At 69.2% G+C, this 21,152-nt stretch carries 20 protein-coding genes; 12 read left to right on the top strand and 8 right to left on the bottom strand.

The genetic code is table 11. The features are described from left to right. The first annotated feature begins 496 nt into the window (after positions 1-496). The 5 genes from ACFORO_RS19845 (at position 497) to ACFORO_RS19825 (ending at position 6,115) form a co-directional block, all read left to right on the top strand. A complete protein-coding gene (locus ACFORO_RS19845) occupies positions 497-718 on the top strand; it encodes a hypothetical protein (protein ID WP_377871721.1) in 222 nt (73 codons plus the stop codon). 1,379 nt (positions 719-2,097) lie between these two features. Next, positions 2,098-3,210, top strand: coding sequence for a serine hydrolase domain-containing protein (locus ACFORO_RS19840; protein ID WP_377871722.1), 1,113 nt, complete (start codon positions 2,098-2,100; stop codon positions 3,208-3,210). 44 nt (positions 3,211-3,254) lie between these two features. Further along, positions 3,255-4,031, top strand: a complete 777-nt coding sequence (locus ACFORO_RS19835) for a MerR family transcriptional regulator (RefSeq protein WP_377871723.1) — start codon at positions 3,255-3,257, stop codon at positions 4,029-4,031. Between the two features lie 604 nt (positions 4,032-4,635). Next, on the top strand, positions 4,636-5,067 hold the full coding sequence (locus ACFORO_RS19830; protein ID WP_377871724.1) for a hypothetical protein: 432 nt from the start codon (positions 4,636-4,638) through the stop codon (positions 5,065-5,067). Between the two features lie 409 nt (positions 5,068-5,476). Continuing rightward, on the top strand, positions 5,477-6,115 hold the full coding sequence (locus tag ACFORO_RS19825; protein WP_377871725.1) for a hypothetical protein: 639 nt from the start codon (positions 5,477-5,479) through the stop codon (positions 6,113-6,115). Between the two features lie 745 nt (positions 6,116-6,860). On the opposite strand, the gene ACFORO_RS19820 is transcribed toward ACFORO_RS19825, so the two are convergent. Continuing rightward, positions 6,861-7,295 (bottom strand): hypothetical protein, encoded by a 435-nt coding sequence (locus tag ACFORO_RS19820; RefSeq protein ID WP_377871727.1) that lies wholly within the window; start codon positions 7,293-7,295, stop codon positions 6,861-6,863. Between the two features lie 504 nt (positions 7,296-7,799). On the opposite strand from ACFORO_RS19820, the gene ACFORO_RS19815 reads away from it, so the two are divergent. Beyond that, positions 7,800-8,486 carry an alpha/beta fold hydrolase gene (locus ACFORO_RS19815; protein ID WP_377871728.1) on the top strand — a complete coding sequence of 229 codons (687 nt, stop codon included), beginning with the start codon at positions 7,800-7,802 and terminating at the stop codon, positions 8,484-8,486. A 172-nt stretch (positions 8,487-8,658) separates the two neighbouring features. Here the strand turns inward: ACFORO_RS19815 and ACFORO_RS19810 are convergent, their stop codons facing one another. Together ACFORO_RS19810 and ACFORO_RS19805 are read right to left on the bottom strand one after the other, a co-directional pair. Continuing rightward, positions 8,659-9,501 (bottom strand): SDR family NAD(P)-dependent oxidoreductase, encoded by an 843-nt coding sequence (locus ACFORO_RS19810; protein ID WP_377871729.1) that lies wholly within the window; start codon positions 9,499-9,501, stop codon positions 8,659-8,661. Beyond that, positions 9,498-10,370 (bottom strand): SDR family NAD(P)-dependent oxidoreductase, encoded by an 873-nt coding sequence (locus ACFORO_RS19805; protein ID WP_377871730.1) that lies wholly within the window; start codon positions 10,368-10,370, stop codon positions 9,498-9,500. The genes ACFORO_RS19810 and ACFORO_RS19805 overlap by 4 nt, the downstream gene beginning before the upstream one ends. A gap of 71 nt (positions 10,371-10,441) precedes the next feature. Here ACFORO_RS19805 and ACFORO_RS19800 point away from each other — a divergent pair, with 71 nt between their 5' ends. After that, positions 10,442-11,356 carry a LysR family transcriptional regulator gene (locus ACFORO_RS19800; RefSeq protein ID WP_377871768.1) on the top strand — a complete coding sequence of 305 codons (915 nt, stop codon included), beginning with the start codon at positions 10,442-10,444 and terminating at the stop codon, positions 11,354-11,356. Between the two features lie 26 nt (positions 11,357-11,382). On the opposite strand, the gene ACFORO_RS19795 is transcribed toward ACFORO_RS19800, so the two are convergent. The 4 genes from ACFORO_RS19795 to ACFORO_RS19780 form a co-directional block, all read right to left on the bottom strand. Next, positions 11,383-11,937, bottom strand: coding sequence for an isochorismatase family protein (locus ACFORO_RS19795; protein ID WP_377871731.1), 555 nt, complete (start codon positions 11,935-11,937; stop codon positions 11,383-11,385). Positions 11,938-11,963: 26 nt separating this feature from the next. Continuing rightward, positions 11,964-13,358, bottom strand: coding sequence for an MFS transporter (locus ACFORO_RS19790; RefSeq protein ID WP_377871732.1), 1,395 nt, complete (start codon positions 13,356-13,358; stop codon positions 11,964-11,966). 76 nt (positions 13,359-13,434) lie between these two features. After that, positions 13,435-13,875, bottom strand: a complete 441-nt coding sequence (locus ACFORO_RS19785; RefSeq protein ID WP_377871733.1) for a MarR family winged helix-turn-helix transcriptional regulator — start codon at positions 13,873-13,875, stop codon at positions 13,435-13,437. Between the two features lie 346 nt (positions 13,876-14,221). Next, positions 14,222-15,070: an IclR family transcriptional regulator domain-containing protein gene (locus tag ACFORO_RS19780; protein WP_377871734.1), complete on the bottom strand. Its 849-nt coding sequence runs from the start codon at positions 15,068-15,070 to the stop codon at positions 14,222-14,224. 236 nt (positions 15,071-15,306) lie between these two features. On the opposite strand from ACFORO_RS19780, the gene ACFORO_RS19775 reads away from it, so the two are divergent. The 4 genes from ACFORO_RS19775 to ACFORO_RS19760 are packed head-to-tail and all read left to right on the top strand — an operon-like array spanning position 15,307 to position 19,427. Further along, positions 15,307-16,203, top strand: a complete 897-nt coding sequence (locus tag ACFORO_RS19775) for an MBL fold metallo-hydrolase (protein WP_377871736.1) — start codon at positions 15,307-15,309, stop codon at positions 16,201-16,203. Between the two features lie 30 nt (positions 16,204-16,233). Then, entirely contained in the window at positions 16,234-17,304 is a 1,071-nt protein-coding gene (locus tag ACFORO_RS19770; RefSeq protein WP_377871737.1) for an aldo/keto reductase, read from the top strand. Positions 17,305-17,345: 41 nt separating this feature from the next. Next, positions 17,346-18,002, top strand: coding sequence for a hypothetical protein (locus ACFORO_RS19765; RefSeq protein ID WP_377871738.1), 657 nt, complete (start codon positions 17,346-17,348; stop codon positions 18,000-18,002). A gap of 42 nt (positions 18,003-18,044) precedes the next feature. Continuing rightward, the gene (locus tag ACFORO_RS19760; RefSeq protein WP_377871740.1) at positions 18,045-19,427 is read left to right on the top strand and encodes an MFS transporter; all 1,383 of its coding nucleotides are present in this window, start codon (positions 18,045-18,047) and stop codon (positions 19,425-19,427) included. Positions 19,428-19,566: 139 nt separating this feature from the next. Here the strand turns inward: ACFORO_RS19760 and ACFORO_RS19755 are convergent, their stop codons facing one another. Continuing rightward, the gene (locus tag ACFORO_RS19755; RefSeq protein WP_377871741.1) at positions 19,567-20,472 is read right to left on the bottom strand and encodes a universal stress protein; all 906 of its coding nucleotides are present in this window, start codon (positions 20,470-20,472) and stop codon (positions 19,567-19,569) included. Between the two features lie 173 nt (positions 20,473-20,645). Here ACFORO_RS19755 and ACFORO_RS19750 point away from each other — a divergent pair, with 173 nt between their 5' ends. Further along, on the top strand, positions 20,646-21,074 hold the full coding sequence (locus ACFORO_RS19750) for a HEAT repeat domain-containing protein (protein ID WP_377871742.1): 429 nt from the start codon (positions 20,646-20,648) through the stop codon (positions 21,072-21,074). Positions 21,075-21,152: the final 78 nt, after the last annotated feature.

The following is a 21,152-nucleotide window of genomic DNA, read 5'->3' as shown; positions in this document are numbered from 1 at the left end:
GATTCTCGCCCCACCGCGCACGGACCACAACGCAGCAACTCCGGCGGCAGCACACGATGGCGGCCTCCGCCCCTCGGCCTCGGACGGCTCCGCCTGGCCGGGGCGCGGCGGACATCCGCAGCGCGCACGTCCGCCGTCCGGTGAGCCCGTGAGGCAGGTCGCCCGACCCACTGGCCAACCTCGCGCAAGGACGAATCCAGGACGGAGGAAGGACCCAGGTCCATAAGGTCACCGCAGGGGCGACCATCCGTCGCCGCCGACATCACCACCGCATTCGCCCACGTCCAGGCACGAAGCACAAACAGCCCTGAGGAGACACATGAAGCGCCCGCCACAGCCAACTCGCTCATCCCGTTCGGCAGACGCCCCCAAGCGGCGCGGCATCAAATCCGCAGTCATCGGCGCGATCGCCGTAGGCAGTCTCTTCTTCTGCACCGGCAGTGCTTCCGCTGACGGGCTCGGAGGCGACGCCTGGACACCTGACTGCCACGCTTGGGTGGCCCGAGGGAACGACGGGCACTGGGCCTACGGGACGCTGATCGGATTGCGCGGCTGCATGCTGAGGCTGTGGTCGACCACCAGCACCGGAAAGAACATGGCCACCCCTTGGTCCTACTCCTCGACCTACCAGCTCTATCACGCCGACGGAGTTCACTACCTCTGGATCGAACTGCACGACCCCACCGGAATGGACACCACCGGAGACCGTGTCTACTAGGAACCGTCTTGCCGAACTTGCACTCGCATGCCCTGTTTCCGCTCGTTTCACCGGGCTAGACGCGTCCTGCAGGGCAATGCGGTGGTGGTGCGCGGGATCGCGCAGGTGCCGCGGGGGGGGACAGCGTCCATTGCGGCCGATCGGATTGCACCTCTGGACCGGAGGAATCCGGTCGACAAGTCCAGGAATTTCAGGTACACCGCAGCCAAGACGGCAGCTCGCGAGCGGATGGCCGCCGAATTCACTTAGCACGGCTCACGAGGTTGACTGCGCCGCTCCCGATGCACTGCGTCCGCGACACCGGCTTCGACCCGCCGCCCCGCGCGGCGGGGCCGGGCTGACCCAGATCCGCGATCTGGTCGCCGAACTTGGTGGCACCGTGGACATCGAGAGCGCAGCCGGACGCGGTGCGGCGCTCACCGTGCGGGTGCCGGCGCCATGACGATCCGGGTAGTGATCGCCGACGACCATCGCGTCGTTTGAGACGAGCTGTGCTGTCTGCTCGGGCAGGAATCGGACATCGAGGTGGTCGGCGAGGCCGGAGACGGCCGCAAAACCTTGGACATCGTCGCCGCCACCCGCCCGGACGTGCTACTGCTCGACCTGTTCGTGCCCGTGCTGTTCGTGCCCGTGCTGGACGGGCACGCGGTAGAGGACGTCATTACCGCGGTCCGCGACGCCGCCGCGGCATCCTCACCAAACGCGGCCTGCAGGACCGCGTCCAAGCAACGATCTTCGCTCTCCACCAGGAAAACGAAAGCCGAACCTGGACCGGCACCAGCCAGATACCCGGCTGCCGATGCGCGTGCGATCAGCGCCCTTTCAACAAGCATATTCGACGCAAGACTCGCTCCGACCGGCAAGTCCGAGCAGATCAGCCGGCGGTCGGACGCCCCGCTCTCCCACGTTGAAGGCTTTCCCGCCCTCGTCCTGCCCGGGTCAGCGCGGGCGTCACCACGACCGGCCACGGGGAACAGTTCGGTCGTCGAGCCGCGGTACCACCCCGCGGGCCCGCCGCCGGAAATGCTCCCGAGAACCGGTCCCCACCCGTCCACCGCACTCGGGATGCAGGATCCCAGGTCGACGAAACGGCCCTGGTACTACAGGAATCCGTGCGAGGACGTGGCGCCGGGCGGCTGGTACGCGCCGAAGATCTCACACGCTGGGCTTGTCGCCGACTGGGCATAAACAGCAGCCCGCGGCAACGGGCCCTCATCGTTGCACGCCGGAGACTCGGGTTCGTCACCCAGCCGCCCGCGTGACAACCCCGCGGAAGTGTGAGCCAGGCCATGGTTGAGGTTGACCTCGGGTCAGGGTGAAAGCTCGTCGCAGCGGCAGGAAGCCGCCCCGGCAGCACCGATCCGTAGGAGCGAAGCACCATGACGATCCCCCTCCCCCACCAGGACAAGCACGCCGCAGACCGTCCGGAGTTGCGACAGGCGCTCGAGGAGATCGTCGAGGCCGGCTTCGTCGGGGTGTCGCTGCAGGTACGGGACGAGCGAGGCGTGTGGGCCGGCAGCGCCGGAGCGGCTGAGCTGGGCGGGAGTGCCCGGCCGTCGACGGCCGGGCACGTCCGGATCGGCAGCAACACCAAGACCTTCACCGCGACCCTGGTGCTGCAACTGGCTGCCGAGGGCAAGGTCGGGCTGGACGCCCCGGTGACCAGCTACCTGCCCGAGTTCGGCTTGGACGAGCGGATCACGGTCCGGATGCTGTTGCAGCACACCAGCGGGCTGTTCAACTTCACTGGCGAGGTCAACGCGGACGGAACCGTCGCGCTGGGAATTCCCATGCCCTACGGCCCCCAAGGCGAGGAGTGGCTGAACCACCGGTTCACGGCATACCGGCCGCAGGAGCTGGTGGAGCTGGCGCTGGCCCGGCCGGCGCGGTTCGAGCCGGGAACAGGCTGGAGCTACTCCAACACCAACTACGTGCTGGCCAGGCTCCTGGTCGAGAAGATCACCGGCCGCCCGGCCGCCGAGGAGACGAGGCTGCGGATCGCGGAGCCGCTCGGGTTGTCCGGCACCCTGGTCCCCGGCGACGCGGAGATCCCCGAGCCGCACGCGCATGCCTACTACCGGCACGAGGACGGCGGCGCGCGGAAAACGGTCGACATCACCCGGCAGGACCCCTCCTGGGTGTCCGCCGGCGGCGACATGATCTCGACGGTCCAGGACCTGGCCACGTTCGTCTCCGCGCTGCTGGGCGGCAAACTCCTGCCCGCCGAACTGCTGGCCGAGATGTGCGCCCCGCGCCCGACGGGCATCCCGAACATGGACTACGGCCTGGGAGTCTTCGTGCTGACCACGGAAACCGGCGGCACCGTCATCTCCCACAACGGCGCGCAAGGCGGCCACGCGGCGCTGATGTACAGCACTCCCGACGGAACCAAAACCCTGACTGCCGCCCTGAACTGCGTGGACGACGCCAGCATGTCCGTCGCGGCGGCCTTCCAGAGCGTCCAGCGAAGCCTTCTCCGTCAAGTGTTCTGACCGGCACCGGACCAGGCCGCGCGAGCACAAGGCAGGCTGAGCAGATGAAGAACGGAGTCACCATCGGGCAGGCGGCGGCATTCGTCGGCGTCACGGTGAAAACGGTGCGGCACTACCACAAACTCGGCCTGGTCGCGGAGCCCGACCGCGACAGCTCCGGCTACCGGCGGTACGGATCAACAGAGCTGTTGCGGCTGGTCCAGGCCAGGACGCTGGCCTCCGCCGGGGTCCCGTTGGCCGAGATCGGTGCCCTGCTCGACGCCGACGCCGCGACCCTCGCCACCGCACTCGCCGACGTCGAACGGCAGCTCACCGAACGAATCGAGGAACTGACCGAGCGGCGCGACCTGCTGGGCCGCCTCGCTGACGGCGACCGGGCGCTGCTGCCGGACCGCGCCGCGGCGCTGCTGGAGCGGATGCCCGGCCTCGGCTTCCCCGCGCCCGAGGTAGCGGCGGCCAGGGAAGGCTGGGTACTGGCCAAAGCCCTTGCCCCCGAAGGATTCGACGACTACCTCGCCGACCTCGAGCACGCCCTCGGCGACCCCCGCTACGTCACCTTGATCAAGCGCGGCGCCGAAGCCGCGGCCTGGGAACCGGACGACCCCCGCATCGACGAACTCGCCACCGAAATGGCCGAGCATTACCTCGCCAACCCGGCACACCTGAAGATCGTCACCGGCATGCAAGCCCGCACCGAAGCCGCGACCCGGTACCAGTTGATCGCCCACCACGGCGAAGAACAGGGATCGGCCGCGGCGAAGGCCCTTGCGCTGGTCGAAACCAAGCTCCGCGCCGCCGGTGTCCGCATCCCCCGGCCGTAGCCTGGGCTTTTGCTCCCCGCCCGGACCCGGCCCAAGCCCCCCGGTTGAGTTCGGCAGACTGTGCCAAAGCCAGATAACGTGCTCGCGTCGGAGCTGTTGACCACCGTCTGGACACTCCGGCCCAGCCGCCAACGCCACGCCAATCACATCGGCGGTGCCAGTCATGACAGCACCGTCGTCGCGCAGCCGACCACCGTCCCGAAGCGCTTCGTTCTGTTCCCGCGCTCTGGCCAGATACCGGTCGGCCGACCGCGTCAGCAACAACGGCGTTGCGGCGGGCGGACGATCGCGGCGAATGCCGCCCGACAAGGATCAGCACGTGGCTTGACGCTGCCCCCGCACACGGTGACGTCCGATACGGACTACCTCGGCGGGCTCGCAGAGCAGAGTCAGCTGGGCGGTCCGCCAGACCGTGCACCGCGAACGCCGGAACTGCGGCGGCCGACGGGACGTGTCGCCTCGCGGCGGGTCGCGGGCGCAGCCCGCGCGAGCGTGCCCGCAGGAGCCTGTGGCCTTCAGAGCTTGATGGCGCGGAAGCTTCAGCGTTGTGTGACGTCGATGACGGGGGTGGTTGTTTGGTTGCCTCGGCAGGAAGACTGTCGGGATGGATCATCGACAGGACCCGCCCGGGCCAACGCCGCACCGGGTGCGCTCGGTACTGGGGGCGATCGTGCTGGCAGGCCTGACCGTCGCCACGTGGTGGTCGTGGTTGGGATCGGACACCACTTATCAGGTCGATCCGGTCACGGGGCAGCGCACCGGACCGTACGAACCGTGGCAAGTCGCCGGCTGCGTGCTGTGCCTGGTTGTGCTCGCGGTAGCCGGAACGATGATCGGATTGCCTCGATGGGTGGTGGTGCCGGTCATGTCCGTGGTGTTCACGGCGGCGTGGTCCGGGGCAGCGATTGCTGCGGACAGCTCTGGCCTGTGGGGCGTGGGGGCGCTGATGGTTGCCATCGGGATGGTGGTTGGTTCGTATGTGGTCGTGTCCGCTGCCGATAGTGCCCGCACCGCCATGGCACGACGGCAGCGCTGAACGCGGTCCGCGCCGGGGACACGCTCGGCCGTGCCCAGGCTGGACACGCCCGGCCCGGCGGCGTCCAACGCCCGCGAGATCGGCGATTCCCTGGCCGCGAAGGAGTCGCCCTGTCCGTGGACGGCTCCGTCTGCGACCCCCTGCCCGATCCGATGGGGGAAGACGTTCTTCGCCATCCTGGCTGCCTTCCCCGAGTTCGAAGCCGATCTGGCTGCGCATGCGCACCCTTGAGGGCGTGGCCATCGCCAAGGCGAAAGGCAAGCAGCCCAAGCTGCCGGCCTGGCAGCAGGCCCGCCCGGTCGGGCTCCACGAGGCCGGCAAGCACACCCGTCGTCGAGCTGGCTGAACTGTTCTCGGTGTCCCGGCCGACGGTGTCCCGGGTGCTCGACCGTGTCCGGAGTGGTACCAAGTGAGTTTCGGCAACTTCGCCCGCAAAGTGCGCGACCCCGCCCTGCCCCACCAGCACCGCGTCTCGGCGCTGCGGTCCTGCGTGCAGCTGTACCGGCCGATCGGCTTTCACGCCACGCTGAGCTTTCTTCAGCACGAAGCAGGCCCCTTCCAGCGCAACGAAGCGGCGCTGCTGGATGCCCTCGACATGCTCCAGGCCAGCCGGAATGCTTGGCACACCGAGATTCGCGCCTATGCCGCCGCACGACGCGCAGCCAAACGGCGCGGCCAGCGCACCCCACTCCCCGCCGAGGTCAATCCATACACCCCGACACACTGGTACGGCGCACCCCGACCTGCCGGACTGCACGCGCTGCGATTCTGGCACCAGCAGCGGCTTACGCCTCCGCTCAGCACGAGCGACCAAATCGGCCAGGACATCAGCCACTGCGTCACGGCGTTCCAGGAGTCCGGCGGCCGGCTCACGGCCACACAACACCAGCTGCTCGCCAGCTGCGTCGACGAGCTGGTACCGCACCTGTCATTCGATGCCTGGCGTGAAGATCCAGCCCGCTGCAACCGATCAGCGGACCTGCTGAAAACCGTCCGCCTCCTCCAAGCCTCGGCAACCGACGAACGGCCAGACACCAGCGCCACATAAAGCCGCAGATTCCGGTGCCCTCACCACTCGCCCTTCCGTCGGAAACGGGCCGAGGCGAGAGAAAGGGGCCTGCCGCCGCAGGCCCGACCGCCGAACTCCGACTGTCCCAGCGGGCTTGCCCGGCCGCCGTCTCGGCGGGCTCCCGCCGACGTTGCGGCCGTTCGACTCCCTGTTCAGCGGCGCAGTCGGAGTCAACCCCGAAGGCGTTCTGCCGGCTGCGGCCGGAGCGTCGAAGGCGACAGACGGGCTGCCCTTCGACGACATCACCGTCAGACGCCTCCTGTGCGACGAGCCGATGGCCTCGCCGGGAGCATCCATCCTCGACCGCGGACTCCAGCGTCGCGGTCAGGGTGCGCGCGTCGTAGCTGCCCCGCAGGCGGCAGCCCTCGACGAAGAACGTCGGGGTGGCGTGCGCTCGACAACTGGAAGACTCGCTGCGGCAACGGATCGTGAGATCGGATCGGGGGATTCAGAGCTGAGTGTGTTCCGGGCGGCCAGGCACCGGCTCTGACACGTCCGGTTGTAGCGAACAGCACGGCACTTGGCGGTCGACGTCCAGATTCCGGACACAGCACGCACTTCGCGGCGATCTTCGCGTTCCCTCGAGTGCACCGGCCATGGCTGGCTCATGTCGCGCAGTATGGCCGATGGTGGACTGCGCGCTCAGCGCAACGAGTGAACCGTCTGCTCGACCTGGTGCCGCCGCGCGAAAGACCGCCGGATCCACGGTTGCCGTCGACTCGGTTCACGACCGGGCGCCACCGGGCACGCACGCGTGAAGGCAGGCCGCGAGCCGGATCCGGAGGCCTCGCAGATCCCGCAATGCCACCGGAAACCGGCAGGCGGGACGATATCCGACCGCGTCGCCCGGAGTGCCGCACGGCCCGGGCACATAGACGAACCCTTCCTCAGCATCCCGGTGCGCCGCACCCCATGGCTGCTCCTCCCACGGACAACCCGCTCGGCGGCGTGCGAGCCAGTAGCCAGGCGTCTTCATCGCCTCGGACACTGCGGCCGCGAGGCCCCGGACATCGGCGTCGCGGACCCCGAGCCCCCGCCCCGGCCACATCCGCGGCAGAACCAGCGGCTCGCTCCGCGACGCGCATCGGAACGCGGCGAGATCGCCGTCGATCGCGACCGCCCAGTCCCGCATAGCCGCGGTCGGCGGAATCTCGTACATCCCGGCACCACCAAGCCCCGATCAAGAGGTTCATTGCGGACGGCGGCATCAGCGAACACCACCGATGCCGCGGCAGCGGATCGATTTCGGCCGTCCGGCGGAGTGGCCGATCGCACGATGCACCCCGTTCCGGACAATTCACCGCCGACCGCTGCCGGATATCCGCGCGACGTGCGCCGAATGCCGTACCTGCCCGCCGGTTGAGCCGGTCCGATCGCGGCGACCGGATCTGGACAAGCCAGTCCGGCTCCGCGAGCATGGTTTGGTTCCGCTCCCCTGTTGCGACCGATCCTGCCAAGCCGTGCCGGAGAGGACCACGAGCGATGACAGAAGAACGCGCTGTCCAGGACTTGGCCGCAAACCGCTGCGGCACCGCAATCCCCGCTTCCTCATCCAGCCGCCGATCACCCGCCCGAGCCGACCTCGGCTGAGGACCGGCCCGCCGCGGCGGTCCCGGCGCACCGGCCAATGCCGTTCTCGAACCTTCGCCAGGAAGGAAAGATCATGGCAGCCAAGCCCAGCATCGTCTTCGCCCACGGACTGTGGGCCGACGGCTCCTGCTTCGCCAAGCTCATCCCCGCCCTGCAAGCCGAAGGCCACGAGGTCCTCGCCTCGCAACACGGCCTCGACTCGCTGGAAAGCGACGTCGCGTGCGTGACCTTCACGCTCAACCGCGTCCCCGGCCCGATCGTGCTCGTCGGCCATTCCTACGGCGGAACCCTGATCACCAAGGCGGGCACGCACGAGCGCGTCGGCGCACTGGTGTACATCGCCGCGCTCGCCCCCGACGAAAACGAAACCTCGCAGCAACACCAGGACCAGTTCAGCCGAACGCCCGTCTTCGACCACGTCGAGATCGCCGACAACCGCGTATGGCTCCGCTCCTCCGGCATCGCGGACTTCGCGGGCGACCTCCCCGAAGCCGAACAGAAGCTCGTCCTCGCGACCGGAGCCGTGCCCGTCTCAGACCTGTTCACCCAGCAGGCTCCCGGCACCGCCTGGCGCACCAAGCCCTCCTGGTTCATCGTCGCCGCCAACGATCGCACCGTGAACCCCGAACTCGAACGATCCGCCGCCAAGCGCATGGGCGCCAAGACCCACGAAGTGGACAGCAGCCACGTCCCGATGCTCTCGCGCCCGGACTTCGTCCTCGACGTGATCCACGACGCCGCGAATTCCCTTCAGCAGTAAGCGGATCAGCGGCGACCGGGAAGAGATCGTTTGGCAGTCTCATTCCCGGTCGCCTGCTTCCGTCGAGCTTGCCCGCAGCGAGCACCGAATCGATCGGGTCCGCATGCCCGGCGGCGACGGTCGTGCGCTGCGGATTTCCCTGCCCAGTTCAGCCGGATGTCCGAGCTGCTCGCTACCGCGCGGCCCCGCCGACAGACCACGGCAGCACCTTGCCGAACCGGACCAGCTCCCCATAGTGCGCCGGGTCGACCGGACCCAGCGCCAGGTCCGCCAGCGGGACCGCCGCCTGCGCCGGGCTCGGCGCGGTGCTCACGTCCCACCACAGTCCCGACGTCGGCGTGTTGATCATCCCCGGGCAGACCGCGGCCTGCAGGATGCCGCGCCGCCGGTCCTCGGCCCGGCGCGCGGACGCCAGCGCGCGGACCGCGGCGACCTGGGCGATCTTCGACGGGATGTTGACGAACCCGGGCCACGCCCCGGCGCGGGCGCTGCCGTCGCGGACCGCGTCTCGCCACGCTGCCACCTGCTCGTCCACAGCGTCCAAAGAGGACAGTTCAGCGAACCGGCTGTGCAGGACCGGGGCCAGGTGGTGCAAGGTGCCGAGACTGCTGGCCACCACGATCAGCCGCGCGTCGTCACGCAGCAGCGGAGCGAACGCGCGCAGGACCCTGGTCGTGCCGAAGTTGTTCACCTGGGTGTACTCGTCGACGATCGCGCGCGGGTCGTCGTCAGGGCCGACTCGCATCACGGCGTTGTTGAACACGATGTCGACGCCGCCGTGCCGCTCCCGAAGCAGTCCGGCGAACCGTGCCGCCGCGTCGGGGACCCCGACATCGAAGACTTCGCCGCGCACTCGCGCGCCGCCGGCGGGCAGTGTTTCGACTGCCTGCTGGACACGGGTGGAGTCGCGGCCGGTGAGGTAGACGATGTCTTCGGGGTTCATCCGCTGCGCGAGGCTTTCGACCAGCGCCAGGCCGAGTCCTTGCGTCGCACCGGTCACCACTGCGATCTTCATGCTCCCGCCACCAGTTTCTCAGAGTACGTCCACAGCCGTTCCGCGCTGTCCGGGTTCAGGGCGTAGCGCGCCACGCCGTGCAGCTGCGGGGCCTCGTCGCGCCGGTCGATCGTCGGGGTTTCGTTGCAGTCCACGAAATACCGGCCGCCGATGCCGTCGAGCAACGGCGACGTCGCGAGCAGCACCGACGTGGCAGCGCCCTGCTGAGGCGTCTTCATCAGCTCCGGCCCGACCGTCCCGCTGCCGCGTCCGCCGGTGTGTCGCTGGAGATTCGTGAGGATCGCCCCGGGCATCAGCGCATTCGCGGTCTTCGACTGCCCATAGGCCAGCCATGGATCGTAGGCGCGGAACGCGAAGTGCACATCGTCGAAGACGACCGGCGAGAGCTGATGCCCGCTGGAGCTGACCGCCAGGACGCGCGCGCCCTCGGCCACGAGCGAGCGGTGCAGACCGGTGGCCAACGCGAAATGGCCCAAGTGGTTCGTGGCGAATTGCCACTCCCAGCCCTCCGCATTGCGCCGCTCGGGGCAGGCCATCACTCCCGCGTTCGCGACGAGCAGGTGCAGCGGTCCTTCCCAAGCCGCGACGAACGCCGCCACCGAGTCCTGGTCGGCCAGATCCAGCGGCGCGACGCGCACCGCGGCACGGCCGGTCGTCTCGATGACGTCCTTCGCGGCCTGCTCGCCCGCAGCGGTGTCACGGACGGCCAGAACAACCTCCGCACCGGCCGAAACCAAGGCGCGCGCCGTCTCGACGCCAAGCCTGGACGAACCGCCGGTCACGATCGCGCGGCGGCCGGAAAGATCAATGCCCGCAACGACTTCGGCAGCTGTGCTGGCGAAGCCGAACGGCGTGTGGATCAGGGTCATGCCCACCACGCTAAGCCGCTATTGGTCATGTAGGGAGCGAAATATCCTCAACCATGGTATGCGTGACTGTCATGGCCTTCACCGATGCTTCGCTGGTCGCTCTCCGGGTGTTCCGCGAGGTCGCCGAACGGGGCACGCTCACTGCGGCGGCATCCGCTCTCGGCTACACGCAGTCCGCGGTCTCCCGGCAGATCGCCGCGCTCGAACGGGCCGCGGGCGCGCCGCTGCTCGAACGACGGCACGACGGCGTCCGGCTGACCCCGGCGGGCCGGATCGTGCTGCGCCGCGCCGCCGACGTCGTCGACCAGATCGACGCCACCGCACGGGAACTCGCCGGCCTGCCCGAGGAATCCGGCCACGTCCGGCTGGGCTGGTTCGCCACCGCCGGCGCCGTCATCGTCCCCCGCGCGCTGGCGCTGCTGCGCGAAACGCACCCGGCGATCACCGTGACCTCCCGCGAAGGCAGCAGCCCGGCGCTGGTGCGCGCCTTGCGGGCGGGCACGATCGACCTCGCCGTGCTCGCGTCCGTTCCCCCGTACCGTTCGCTGGACACCGAAACCCCGCCGCTGCGAGTTCAAGTGCTCACCGAACGCAGTCTGTGCGTCGCGGTGCCGGAGAACCATCCGCTCGCCCGCGGCGACTACATCGACGTCGCGGACCTGCACGGCCAGCGCTGGATCGCCGGTGCCGCGCAAGAACTCCAGATGGGCGCCTGGCCGGGACTCGCCGAACGACCGGTGATCGCGCACACCTCCCGCGACTGGCTGGCGAAACTCCAGCTCGTCGCGGCCGGCTGCGGCATCACCACAGTGCCGCGCATGCTCGCCCCGACCGTCCCGCCCGGCGTCCGCGTCCTCCCCGTCCGGGGCGGACCGTCGGAGAACCGGCGCGTCGTGCTCACCCGGCTCCCCCAGCCGATGCCGGAACCCGTCGCCCGCGTGGCCGAAGCGATCCGCGAAGCGACTCTGGCAACCGACGCTCGCTGAACCGCCGCGCGCGTGCGGCAGAGCCCTCAGGCAGCGAGGAGGGCGAGAATCTCCGCGGTGGTCCCGGTTTCGCCGAGCCGGGGGAAGATCTTCGCGACCGAGTTGTCGTGCATCGAGACGTCCAGGTCGGTCATGGCGTCGACGGGCAGGGTCACGTGGAATCCGTGCTCGTGGGCCTGCCGTGCGGTGGACTCGACGCCGATCGCGGTGGAGATCCCGCACACGACGACCTGGGTGACGCCGAGTTCGCGGAGGTGCTCGGCCAGGCCGGTGCCGTGGAACGCGCCCCAGGTGTGTTTGGTGACGGTCTTGTCGCCGGGCTGCCGGCCGAGGTCTGGCAGCAGTTCCTGCCAGCCGGCGGGAAGGTCGGCGACCCCGAAGCCGTGTTCGGTGCGGCCCGGGGCGCCGCCGGCGACGTTGACGAGCACGACCGGGAGCTGTTTGGCTCGGAACGCGTCGGCCAGCTTGACGGCATTGGCCAGGACGCCGTCGAACGGGTGCACGGTCGGCATGGCGGTAGCCGCGGACTGGAGATCGACGACCACGAGCGCGGTGACGGGGTCGATGGTGGTGACGGGCATGGTTTTCTCCTTGGTTGACGGGAAAGTCAGCGCCGCAGGGTGCGGTCGCCGAGCGTGAGGGCGACGAGGACGAGGCTGGCGGCCGTCATGATCCAGGCGATCAGATGGACGCCGCCGTCGGTGACGTCGTGCTGGAAGACCAGGCCGGTGACTGCGCTGGCGCCGATGGAACCGACGTAGCCGAAGGTGCGCAGCAAGCCGGACGCGGTGCCGAGTTGCTCCGCGGGCGCGTGCTCGGCGAGCGCGATCTGGTTGCCCGCGGTGGAAAAGCCGATGGCGAGCCCGAAGACCAGGGTCAGGGCGACCACCAGGCCGATCCACGCGGTGGCGGTGAGCAGCAGGACGCCGGCCGAGCCGAGCAGGCAGGCGGCCGCGGCGGCGAGCACCGGTCCCCGGACGAGGCCGCGCCGGGACAGCGGCGCGATGAGCAGACCCGAGACCAGGGTCATCGGCAGCAGGAGCAGCCCGGCCGCGGATTCGCTGAAACCGCGGACGCTTTCGACCCACTCGGTGATGCCGTACAGCACGACGTACACGCACAACTGGGTCAAGCCGAAGCGCAGATAAGTGTTGGCGAGCCCGGGCTTGGCGGCCAGGAGCCGCACGTCCACGAACGGAGTCCGCGCCCGCAGTTCCCACCACGCCAGCACCGCCCACAGCGCGGCCGACAACGCGAGCAGCCACCAGCGCGCGGAAGGCAGGCCGAACAGGAATACCAGCAGCGACAACATGGCCCCGACGAACAGGACGATGCCGCACAGGTCCAGCTTCGAGGCGATCTCCCGCGCGGTCAGCCGATGCTCGCGCCGGGGGTCGGGCGCGATCCACCCGGCCGCGGCGACGAGCGCGAGCACGGCGACCGGCACGTTGACGAAGAAGACAGCCCGCCAGGTCAGCGCGTTCACCAGGACGCCGCCGAGGGGAAGCCCCAGCGACGCGGTCGCGATCCCCGCGATCATCAGCCCGCCGAGGACCCCGCCCGGCGGCTTGTCCATCCCTGCCTCCCGCGCGCGGCGCTGGATCAGCAGCATCGCGGTCGGGTAGGCGCAGGAGGTGCCCAGTCCCAGCACCACCCGGCTCAGGACCAGCATCCACAGGTTCTGCGAGAACCCGCCCAACAAGCCGCCGGCGATCACCAGCACGATGCCCGACACGAACACCCGCCGGGGCCCGAACACCTCGGCGGCCTTGCCCGCGGCGGGCTGGCCGATCGCACTCGCCAGGTAGAGGGCCGCGACCAGCGCCGCGGTCTGCCCGATCGGGATGCCCACGTCGCGGGCGATCGGCAGCAGCGCGGTCGCGATCAGGGAACTGTTGACCGGATTGAGAGCCGAACCGAGGAACAGCGGCGCGGTGAACCGCCAGGAGAACGGATTCTCGTTCCGACCCGGCCGGACCGGGGACACTTCGGTCGAGGACACGGCAACCTTCTTCACGTGCGACTGGGCGCGACGAGCAGCCCCGCGTGCCGGGCACGGGAGCGACTGCGGGTTCAGGTCAGAAGCGCTGGGAAAGCCTTTCGAGCAACGGAGCGGCGGCCGCCAGGACAGCGACCTCGGCATCGGTGAACGACTCGCCGAGCGCGGCAGCCATGCGATCGGATATCGCATCGCGACTGGAATGCAGGACGTCGCCGCCCTTCGCGGTGACGGTCAGCAGCGACCGCCGCCGGTCTTCGGGGTCCGGGGCCCGTGCCACCAGCCCGTGGCTCTCCAGCGACGCGACGGTCGCCCCCATCGACTGCGGGGTGATCTGCTGCGCCCGGGCGAGATCGGCGATCGCGACCGGAGCGGCCCGATCGATCTGCGCCAGCACGGACAGCTCCGGCGTCGTCAGCTCCCCCTGCGCGGCGGCCTCGCGCGTGCGCCGCTTGAACGACCCCAGGGCCAGCCGCAGCGCGACAGCGGTCGAGCGGTTCACGGCGTCACGAGCTTCCATAATAAGAAGCCTAATCTTCGCAGTGTGAGTTGACAAGTTCAGGCTTCCTATTTTGTCACCGCCCACGTGGGCTGTCCCGTTGACACATCAGCGGCGTCGCCGCGGCACGTTGGTCTTCCGAGAACGCGTCGTGGATGCAGCTGTTCAACGCCCAGCTGCGACGCCGTCCCGCATTTGTCCTGAACATCGCGAAGGAGCGTTCCGTGCCCGTAATGCCAAGCGTGGCAGTCAAGGTCGGCACGATCAGCAAGTCCGCCTCGGCGAGCAGCGGCCGACCCCAGCCAGGACAGCGATTTCCCTTACCGGACATGACATTGCCTGTGCCGGGCACCCGGGAGGGGATCTCTCACCCTCGCCCGCGGCGCGTCTCCTCAAGATCGTCCGCTATCGCCGCCGAGGTACGCCGGAGCGGATCGAGGAAGCGGTCCACGATGTCCGCCCTGGACAATGAGCTCGCCGACGTGGACACGTTGACCGCTGCGATCACGGTCCGGGGCGGGGTGTCCGAGTTGCGGCTCACCGAATGCTGGCGGCGGCCGAGAACCGGCACCGCGATCGATCGCAATCCCTCCTGGACCTCTTGGTCGATGAGAGAGAATCCCTGCTCTCGCACCAGATCCAGCTCAGTACGGAGCGCTGCCGGGTCGGTGATCGCCCGCTCGGTCGGGGCGTCGGACGGAAGTGTCCTGAGGTAGTCGCTGAGGTCTTCGGGGGCTTGCGCCGCCAGTAAGACGCGTCCCATCGCCGTCAGGTGCGCGGGAAGGCGGGTGCCGATGTTGATGGTCACGCTCATGATGCGACGACGAATCGTGGCGCGCGCGACGTACACGATGTCGGACCCGTCGAGCACGGAGACCGAGCTCGATTCGTCGATTTCCTGGGACAGCCGCTCGAGATAGGGCTGCGCGACTTCGGGCAGGCTCAGCGACGAGAGGTAGCTGAAGCCCAGCTCGAGAACACGCGGCGTGAGCGAGTACCAGCGACCGTGCGACTTCATGTAGCCGACCTCGACGAGGGTCGAGAGGAAGCGACGCGCGGTCGCCCGCGTCAGCGACGTCGCCGCGGCGATCTCGCTCAGCGTCATCTCCGGGTGGTCCTCGTCGAACGCCCGGATCACGTTCAGCCCGCGTACCAGCGACTGAACGTACTGATCACTGGGACCCGGACCGTCGCCCGTGCTCCTCGTAGCCGTCACGGCAGCGGATCCTACCGGAGGCCGACGCCTCCGCTTTGTATCGCTATACGAACAAGAGTTCGCTGGTTGACACTTTTACGGTCTCGCGCATAGTCTTCACTACGCCTGCCACCCGGGATTCCAGTCACCCTCCGCATCCGCCGCGATTGAGCGTTCTCAAGCCGGGCGACCGTCCCGGCTGTTTCCGCGGCGTTCCCGTTTCGACCGGTCGGACCTCGACGAGCATCGGAGTCACCATGTCCGAGACAGCACTTCACGATCTGCTCCTGAGCGGGTCCTTCCGCGTCGGCCGCACGCTCGTCACGCACCTCAGCGACGGCGTCGTCGTGGAGCCGCGGGCGAATTGGTTCCACGGCGTCGATCCCGCCTGCTGGATGCCCGTCGTCGGGGCCGGCTCCCCCGACACGCCTTTTCCGGTGACCTTCGGCGGGTTCTTGGTCCAGACACCGGACACCACGACGATGTTCGACTGCGGGATAGGGCCGCTGGCCCGATCGATGTTCCCCGGCATCCGCGAAGGCGGGAACCTGTTGCACCGGCTCGAAGAGGCCGGCGTGGCTCCGGGCGAAGTCGACCGGGTGGTCATCAGCCATCTGCACCTCGACCACTGCGGACACCTGCTCAAGCCGGACGGAAGCCTGACCTTCGAGTCCGCCGAGGTCTGGCTGCACCACCGGGAGGCGGAGTACTGGCGATCCGCGGCGGCAGCGGGAAACATCGAGCCCGCGCGGATCAGGCGCTATCTTGACGCGCTCCAGTCAGCAGGCGTCCTGCGCACCTACGCCGACGAGTTCGAACTCTCGCCCGGGGTCCGGCTGATCCCGTCACCGGGCCACACCCCCGGTCACACGGCGATGCTGCTGAGCTCCGCCGGCGCGCACGCCATGCTGCTCGGCGACATCGTGCACCACACCGCGCACTTCACGCATCCGCGCTGGCTGCAGAGCTACGACGTGGAACCGGAATCGTCGTTCGCCACACGGCTCGAGCTCTTCGATCGAGCGGCTCGGCTCGGCGCCGTCGTCACGGCGGTGCACATGCCGATCCTCACTCTGGGGACGGTGACGACGACGGGGTCCGGCGGACACGTTTACCACCCGGCCCCTCCGCACCGGCCCGTCGGCCAACCGTAGTACCACCCTCACCGATATAAGGAGCGATCAATGCAGTACCGCACGCTCGGCCACACGGGACTCCTTGTCTCGCAAGCATTCTTCGGCGGCACGTTCATCGGCGAGTTCGAGGACGAGACGTCGACGCGGCGTCTCGTCGACGCGGCCTGGGACGCCGGGATCAACACGTTCTACTCGGCGGACGCCTACCACAACGGGCGGGCGGAGGAACTGCTCGGGCAGGCGATCCGGCCGCGCCGCGACGAGGTGAACCTGCTCATCAAGGCCGGCAATCGGGTCGGCACGGCGGACGCGCCCACCACGGTCCAGGACTGGAACGCGACGCCTCGCCGGGTCGAGGTCGACCACGCCTTCTACATGAAACGCGGGATCGGGCCGACGTCGCGCGGTCTCACCCGCAAGCACCTCGTCTCCGCGGTCGAGGCGTCGCTGAAGCGGCTGGGAACCGACTACATCGATGTCTACGTCGCGCATTTCTTCGATCCGTCGACTCCGGCGGAGGAGACTCTGCACGCGATGGACGACCTCGTCCATCAGGGCAAGATCCTCTACGTCGGCTGCTCGCAGACCGCAGCCTGGCAACTGTACCGGGCGCTGTGGGCCAGCGAGATCAACAATCTCGTTTCCTACCAGTCACAACAGATCCACTACAACATCTTCGAGCGCGACGCGCGGCGCGAGCAGCTGGCCGCCGCCGACGCGGCCGGGGTCAGCGTGCTCGCCTTCAACGCGCTGGCGGGAGAACTGCTGGCGGGCACCCATGCGCGCGACGACGACTCGCTGCGGGACACGATGGGCTTCCGCCGCCGCTACGCCGACATGTATTGGACCGACGAGAATTTCGACCTGATCGAAGAGTTCGTCTCGATCGCCGGGGCCTTCGGCCGTACTCCCAGCTCCCTGGCCTACGCGTGGACGCTGGCCCAGCCCGCGGTGACGGCACTCAACATCGGTCCCCGCGTCGTCGACGGCTTCGCTCCCGCGGTGAACGCTATCGACACGCCACTGCTCCCAGAGGAAGACCTCGCGATCCAGCACCTCCTGGAGCGGTACCCGACCGCACCCCCGACTCGGGAGCGCCTCACGGTCGAGAGCCTGTAGTGCCGCCTGCCGATACCGGTCGTTTCGAGTACTGGGCCGGAGTGGATACCCCAGCGGTCGGGGGCTCCGCGTTGCGCGAGTTCGATCGCTTCTATTCGACCGTCCATGTACCCGAAGTGCTGGCCTATTACCCGGGAATGCTCTCGTGCGCGCGGTACCGGTTGACCGAACAAGACGAGCGCGGCGATCGCGGTCCGATGTGGCTGGCGCGGTACACGATGGACGAGCACGCGGCCGCCCGTTACCGCACCGTCAACTCGGACCCCGGATTCGTCATGCCGTTCACCCCGATGCCGTTGAGCGAGCGGGATTTCGACGTTCGCTGGCGTTTCCTCTGGCGATCGCTCGCTTCCTACGGAGACGACGCCGGAACCAGCCGGGGCGTACGGCTCATCGGGATGGACCCGGCGCCGGGCACCCGGGCGGAAGAGCTGACGGCGTTCAACGCGTTCTACGACCGGACACATCTTCGCGAGGCACGGGGCGCTCTCCGGTCCCGCTTCGTGACACGTTACGAGCTGTGCCAAGCGTTCTCCTCGTCCGCTGCGCCGCGGTACGCGGCGGTGTACGAGCTGGACAGCCCCGCCGTGACGAACCTGCCCGTACCTCGGGTGACGGACGGCCCGCCGTCCTGGCGGGACCGGAACACGCACTGGCGGCTGACGTACGCGCTGATCGAGCGGATCGACCGAGGCTGAGCGCAGCCACCCGAGGAATTCCGTCGGACCAAGGGAGCAACGATGCCCCGCACCGCCCACGAAACGCGCACGACAACGTCCGCCCGACGAGCCGCGATAGCGGCGTTTCTCGGGAGCACGCTGGAGTACTACGACTTCTACCTGTACGCCGTCGCGGCAGCGCTCATCTTCGACCGGCTGTTCTTCCCCTCCGGCAATGCGGCCGTCGGTCTCGCACTGTCCTTCGCCACCTTCGGGGTCGCCTACGTCGCGCGGCCCGTCGGCGGAATTGTGATGTCGCACTTCGGCGATCGGATCGGACGCCGGCGGGTGCTGATGATCACCCTCGCGATCATGGGCACCTCGTCGTTCGCCGTGGGACTGCTGCCGACGTACGGCTCGGTAGGGATTCTGGCGCCGATCTTGCTGGTCACGGCCCGGCTGGCACAGGGTTTCTCCGCCGGCGCCGAGCTGGCCGGCGCGACGACCCTGACCCTGGAGCACGCGCCGGACCGTCATCGGTCCTTCTTCACCAGCTGGGCCTCGACGGGCTGCTCGGCGGGTTTGCTCCTCGCGACGCTCGTGTTCATCCCTGTCGCAGCGCTTCCCGACGCTCAAATGCTCGCCTGGGGCTGGCGAATCCCGTTCCTGTCGTCGGTCGTGGTCTTCGCAATCGCGTACTGGGTCCGCACCCGCCTCGACGAACCGCCGGAGTTCGAGAAACAGCAGGAAACCGACGCCGTCGCGCGCGTTCCGGGCGTCGAAGTCCTGCGTACCCAGCCGACGGCGGTGCTACGGGTTGTCCTGATGACCCTGATGGCCTCCTCGCAAACGATCTTCAGCTTCTTCAGCCTGTCCTACGCCAGCGAGACGGCCGGCGTGGGCAAATCGCCGATGCTGATCGTCAACGCCGTCACCCTCGGATTGTCGATCGCTGTCCTGCCGCTCGCCGCGTCACTCTCCGACCGGATCGGCCGGAAACCGACACTCCTGATCGGCGCCGTCGGCAGTCTCCTGTCGCTCTTCCTGTTCTTCTGGTTCATCACGACCGGCAGCATCGTGTTGATCTCGCTGGGCGCGTTCCTGTTCATGTCGGTGCTGTACTCGTTCTGGAGCGCCGTCTACCCGGTCTACTTCGCGGAACTGTTCGCCACCCCGGTGCGCTATTCCGGGATGGCTATCGGGCAGCAGATCGGCCTTGTCCTCGTCGGGTTCGCCCCGGTCATCGGGGCGCTCCTCCAGCGTCCGGGGCCGTACGGGTGGCTCCCGGTCGCGGCGTTCACCGGAGTGTGCATCGGCATCGCGGCCATTGCTGTCTGGACGGGACCGGAGACCTACGACGTGCCGGTGGACCGTCTCGGCCGCGCGAACCTGCCCGCCGATGCGGCGGAGCCGCCATCAGCGGGCAGCGATGCGAGAACGCGGTCCGCGGCGTCGCCCGAGTAAAGGCGGCATTCGTGAACTGATAGTCCACAAAGGACCAACGACGGGCGTGCGGTGATCCCAGCCCTGCCGGAGTCGAACTTCCCGGTTGGGAAACCAGCCCGTCGCCGCCCTCGCCCACTGCGGCCGGTGCGCTGGCCCGCTACTCCCCCGGGCGAGTCCCGCCGCGGGCGACCAGCACCGGGCACAGCGCGTACGAGATCAGCGCCTGGCTCGTGGATCCCAGCGCCAGGCCGCTGAACCCGCCCCGGCCCCGGCTGCCGACGACCAGCAACTGCGCCCGGTCGGCGAGATCGAGCAGCACCTCGGCCGGGCGCCCCGCCCGCACGACCCGCTCGACGACGACGTCCGGGTACTTCTCCTGCCAGCCGGCCAGCCGTTGCGCGAGCAGCTCGTGCTCGTGCTCCTCGACTGCCGCGCGGTCCATTCCCCGCCGGCCCTCTTCGAAGATCTCGGCCAGGAACTTCTCGCTCCAGCTGTGCACCGCCACCAACCGCGCGTTCCGCCAGGTCGCCTCTTCGAACGCGGCCGCGATCGCCGCTTCGCCCTTGGGGGTGCCGTCGACGCCCAGCACGACCGGTCCCTCGGCCGGGGCCTCGTCCTCACCGACGTGCGGCCGGATCACCGCGACCGGACACGGCGCGTGCGCGGCCAGCGCGACCGACACCGACCCGAGCAAGACGCGGCCCGCCGTGCTCCGGCCCGGGCTGCCGAGCACGATCATGCTCGCGCCGGCCGCCTCGGCCAGCAACGCCTCCGCCGGTCCCTCGGCCCGCACCGCGGTCGCCGCCTCGACGCCCGGCGCGGCCTGGGCAGCCGCGTCGCCCGCTTCGGCCAGCACTCGCGCGCCGCGCGCGCCGGCAGCTTCCTGCATCTGCTCGAACGACAGCTCGGCCGCGGGAAAGGACACCGGCAGCTCAGGCAACGCATGGACCAGGCGAAGACTCCGACGACGTTCCCGCGCGACCCGTGCCGCCCAGCGCACCGCTGTCAGAGCGGCCGCGGAACCGTCGACACCGACCACCACTGCTGACTCCGACCCCGTCATCCGATCCCCGCTTTCCCCGTACGGACAGTCCGTGCAAGGAAGCTACCTGCCGAAGGCCGTTCCAGCCCGTCGTCACACCCCGATGGGGGGATGCGACGACGTCGGCCGCAGCTTCTGTCGGTACACAGTAGACAGTCGGCGACGCTGTCCGGCCGTTCGATACCATCGGAACCGTGCCTGCCGAGCCGACTGCCCGCGAACTGGTCGACCGCTTCGGCCGGATGACCGCCGACGGCCGTTTCCAGACACTGCGGCTGCTCGTCCCCGGCAAAGGGGATTCGCCGGTGCTCGAACCGTTCCTGCTGTCGACCGCGAACGACACCGCCGAGGACGACCTGGTCCGGGTCGAGGCCGTCCGGGCGATTCCGCTGCTGGACTTCGCCGAACCCGCCCTCGTCGACCGGTGCCGGGACGCGCTGCACCGACTCGCCCGCGAGGACGACGACTGGGACGTCCGCAACGCCGCGGGCTGCGTCGTGTTCGACCTGCCCGGAGCCGAAAACAGCGTCGACCCGATCCGGGCAATGCTGGCCGCGGAACCCGAAGAGTTCGTGCGCGCCAACGTATCCGCCGCGCTCAACCTGTTCCTCCGCCGAGCCTGACCCGCGGATCGCCCAGGACGCGATCGACGAGACAGACCGGACCGAGACCGTCCGGTCGCCGGGCACCGGATGCTGAGC

The sequence above is a fragment of the Amycolatopsis halotolerans genome, from assembly GCF_042647905.1.
Classification (GTDB): domain Bacteria; phylum Actinomycetota; class Actinomycetes; order Mycobacteriales; family Pseudonocardiaceae; genus Amycolatopsis; species Amycolatopsis halotolerans.
This window is presented reverse-complemented; position numbering and strand designations above follow the sequence as displayed.

Coding starts and splice junctions, on each gene's coding strand:
- ACFORO_RS19840 (WP_377871722.1), top strand. CDS start 2,098: ATGACGATCCCCCTCCCCCACCAGGACAAGCACGCCGCAGACCGTCCG.
- ACFORO_RS19835 (WP_377871723.1), top strand. CDS start 3,255: ATGAAGAACGGAGTCACCATCGGGCAGGCGGCGGCATTCGTCGGCGTC.
- ACFORO_RS19830 (WP_377871724.1), top strand. CDS start 4,636: ATGGATCATCGACAGGACCCGCCCGGGCCAACGCCGCACCGGGTGCGC.
- ACFORO_RS19820 (WP_377871727.1), bottom strand. CDS start 7,295: ATGTACGAGATTCCGCCGACCGCGGCTATGCGGGACTGGGCGGTCGCG.
- ACFORO_RS19815 (WP_377871728.1), top strand. CDS start 7,800: ATGGCAGCCAAGCCCAGCATCGTCTTCGCCCACGGACTGTGGGCCGAC.
- ACFORO_RS19810 (WP_377871729.1), bottom strand. CDS start 9,501: ATGAAGATCGCAGTGGTGACCGGTGCGACGCAAGGACTCGGCCTGGCG.
- ACFORO_RS19805 (WP_377871730.1), bottom strand. CDS start 10,370: ATGACCCTGATCCACACGCCGTTCGGCTTCGCCAGCACAGCTGCCGAA.
- ACFORO_RS19800 (WP_377871768.1), top strand. CDS start 10,442: ATGGCCTTCACCGATGCTTCGCTGGTCGCTCTCCGGGTGTTCCGCGAG.
- ACFORO_RS19795 (WP_377871731.1), bottom strand. CDS start 11,937: ATGCCCGTCACCACCATCGACCCCGTCACCGCGCTCGTGGTCGTCGAT.
- ACFORO_RS19785 (WP_377871733.1), bottom strand. CDS start 13,875: ATGGAAGCTCGTGACGCCGTGAACCGCTCGACCGCTGTCGCGCTGCGG.
- ACFORO_RS19775 (WP_377871736.1), top strand. CDS start 15,307: ATGTCCGAGACAGCACTTCACGATCTGCTCCTGAGCGGGTCCTTCCGC.
- ACFORO_RS19770 (WP_377871737.1), top strand. CDS start 16,234: ATGCAGTACCGCACGCTCGGCCACACGGGACTCCTTGTCTCGCAAGCA.
- ACFORO_RS19760 (WP_377871740.1), top strand. CDS start 18,045: ATGCCCCGCACCGCCCACGAAACGCGCACGACAACGTCCGCCCGACGA.
- ACFORO_RS19755 (WP_377871741.1), bottom strand. CDS start 20,472: ATGACGGGGTCGGAGTCAGCAGTGGTGGTCGGTGTCGACGGTTCCGCG.